Genomic DNA, 2,812 nt, shown 5'->3' with positions numbered 1-2,812 from the left:
GACTTGGAAGAAAAAAGATTGAAGATTTTTCCTTATATTTATATAAAATATTGTAAAAATGTATCTGTATAATATAAAAAAGCTACATTTTTTAAATAAAAAATATTATATTTTAAAATATAAAAAGGGAAGATTTTATTCAAATTTTGATAGCTCTAAACATTTAACTATTTTTAATATTTTAAAATGGAAACTTTCAAAAATTAAAGAGATTTCATTTAAAAAAGAGATATCCCCGTTATCGCTAAAGTATGATATTAAGAGTTTAAATAACAAAAAAGATAAAATAGTCTGGCTAACGCACGCCTCTTTTTTTATTAAAATATCGGAATTTAATATTTTAATAGATCCGGTTTTTTACGATATAGTGGGATATAAAAGATATATAAAGACTCCATACAAAATAGATGATTTTGAAAAAATAGATTTGGTATTGGTGTCTCATTCTCATTATGATCATGCTGATATAAAAACTTTAAATGAAATATATGAAAAATTTAACCCTTTATTCATATTTCCGAAATTTTTAAATATTTTGCCAAAAAAGGCTAAAATTGTTGATCTTTTATGGTTTGAGTCTGTAGATTTTCAAAAATTAAAAATAGATTTTCTTCCATCAAAACATTGGAGTAGAAGAGGGTTGTTTGATAAAAACAGAAGTTTATGGGGAAGCTTTTTAATAAAAAATAGTAAACACTCTATCTATTTTGCCGGAGATAGCGGATATGATCGCCATTTTTATGATATAGGTTTAAATTATAAGATAGATTTTGCCATTTTGCCTATCGGAGCATATAAACCTCAATTTATCATGAAGCCTAGCCATTTGGATCCCAATGAAGGAGTAGCCGCTTATAAAGATTTGAATGCGAAATTTATGATTCCTATGCATTATGGCACTTTTAAATTGTCTGATGAGCCTTTAGATGAGCCTTTGGAAATGATAAAAAAACATAACGATAAAAATATCAAGATACTAAAACCGGGTGAGATTTTTTTAATGGAGTAAAAATGAGAAAAATATCTTTAGGAAAATACGCAAAAGAGCATAAATTAAGCAGAGCGCAGGTAATAAAGCTTATTTTACAAAATAGATTGAAATCCGAAGAGATTTATGAAAACGGAAAGAAAAAAACATATATAATATTGGATGATGAAAAAATAGATGAAAATAAAAATATAAAAAAATTTGAAGATATTGGAATCTTTTTTGAGAAAAAGTATGAAAATTTATTAAAAGATATAAAAATTGATTCTATTTATAAAGATGATGAAGAATATTTTATTTTGTCTGAAGAAAGAGTATTTAAAATATATAAAGAGAATAAAATTTATAAAATAAAAGAGTTAAAAAAGATAAAATAGTTTGCAAAAACCGCAAAGCTGCGGTTTTATCTGTTTATATCGTTAGATGTTTGATAAGATTTTGAGTCTATATACTCTTTTTTAATCATCTCTTTTTCTCCATCTTGAAACCAGTATGGATTGAGATATTCACCTGCAAAACTAACTCCGGCTAATACCGCCATACTTAAAATAAACTTTTTCATAAACCCCTCCTTTAATTGAATATGAGAATTATACTCATAATTACTTAAATAGGACTTAATTACTCCTAATTAAAAATAAAGTGGTAATTTGTCTAAATATAAGAGTTTTTTAGTAAAATTTTAAAAAATAGATAAAGGTGTATAATGAGTTTTTATAAAAGGGTTTTTGTTTATACGTTTTCTATAATGATATTAATTATTTTATGGAAAATATTGCCGATTGTCGAAGTTATTTTAAGCGCTCAGCCAAAACCGATAACTCCAAGAGGAGAATTGAGTAAAATTGAGAAAACCAATATAAAAATATTTGAAAATTCTAAAGATAGCGTAGTTTATATCTCAACGCTGCAAAGGGTTGTAGATTATTGGAGTTTGAGTGTTTTTGATATTCCAAAAGGAACTGGAAGTGGATTTGTCTGGGACAAATTTGGGCACATAGTTACAAATTTTCATGTCATAGAAGGGGCAAGTGAAGCAAGAGTAAGACTAAGTAATGGACAAGATTATGATGCTGTTTTAGTAGGAGCTGACCCAAGTCATGATATCGCCGTTTTAAAAATAGATCCGGTTCTGGGAGTTATGAAACCAGTAATAATTGGTAGTTCAAAAGAGTTAAAGGTTGGGCAGATAGTTTATGCCATAGGCAATCCCTTCGGTCTTGATTGGACTATGACTACAGGGATAATTTCAGCGTTAGATAGGGTTATTCAAGAGGATAACGGAGTTAAAATAAAACATGTTATTCAAACGGATGCCGCGATAAATCCCGGAAATTCCGGTGGCCCCTTGTTAGATAGTGCCGGTAGAGTTATAGGAGTAAATACGGCGATTTTTAGTCCCAGTGGGGCAAATGCAGGTATAGGTTTTGCGATACCCATAGATTTGGTAAATAAGGTAGTCTCTCAGCTTATAGCTTTTGGAAAATATATTAAACCCTCATTAGGTATAGAGAGTGATGATAGGATGAATCTTTTATTAAAGAAACGATTTGGGATAGAAGGAGTTGCTATTTTAAAGGTTGAGCCGGGAAGTAGCGCAGAAAAAGCCGGTCTTATACCGGCAAAAATCTATCCTGACGGCTCTATAATCTTTGGAGATATAATATTAAAAATAGATAATAAAAAAGTATCTTCAATAAAAGATTTAGAAGATGTTTTAGATGAAAAATCTATAGGAGAGGAAGTAGATTTGGAAATTTTAAGAAAAGGAAAGAAAATTAAAATAAAATTAATATTAATGTAATAAAATATCAATTATATTTT

At 28.3% G+C, this 2,812-nt stretch carries 4 protein-coding genes; 3 read left to right on the top strand and 1 reads right to left on the bottom strand.

The window, feature by feature from the left end; genetic code table 11:
- The first annotated feature begins 58 nt into the window (after nt 1-58).
- Together AC30RD_RS08020 and AC30RD_RS08015 are read left to right on the top strand one after the other, a co-directional pair.
- A complete protein-coding gene (locus AC30RD_RS08020; protein ID WP_489493950.1) occupies nt 59-1,009 on the top strand; it encodes an MBL fold metallo-hydrolase in 951 nt (316 codons plus the stop codon).
- A gap of 2 nt (nt 1,010-1,011) precedes the next feature.
- Complete coding sequence (locus tag AC30RD_RS08015) at nt 1,012-1,365, top strand: hypothetical protein (protein ID WP_489493949.1); 354 nt, start codon at nt 1,012-1,014, stop codon at nt 1,363-1,365.
- A 26-nt stretch (nt 1,366-1,391) separates the two neighbouring features.
- Here the strand turns inward: AC30RD_RS08015 and AC30RD_RS08010 are convergent, their stop codons facing one another.
- Nucleotides 1,392-1,550, bottom strand: a complete 159-nt coding sequence (locus AC30RD_RS08010; protein ID WP_489493947.1) for a hypothetical protein — start codon at nt 1,548-1,550, stop codon at nt 1,392-1,394.
- 144 nt (nt 1,551-1,694) lie between these two features.
- Between AC30RD_RS08010 and AC30RD_RS08005 the strand changes: the two genes are divergently transcribed.
- The gene (locus AC30RD_RS08005) at nt 1,695-2,792 is read left to right on the top strand and encodes a S1C family serine protease (protein ID WP_489493945.1); all 1,098 of its coding nucleotides are present in this window, start codon (nt 1,695-1,697) and stop codon (nt 2,790-2,792) included.
- The last annotated feature ends 20 nt before the right edge of the window (nt 2,793-2,812 follow it).

The sequence above is a fragment of the Nitrosophilus sp. genome (genome assembly GCF_982775275.1).
Note: the sequence above shows the minus strand (reverse complement) of the source record. Positions and strands in the feature narration are given on the sequence as shown.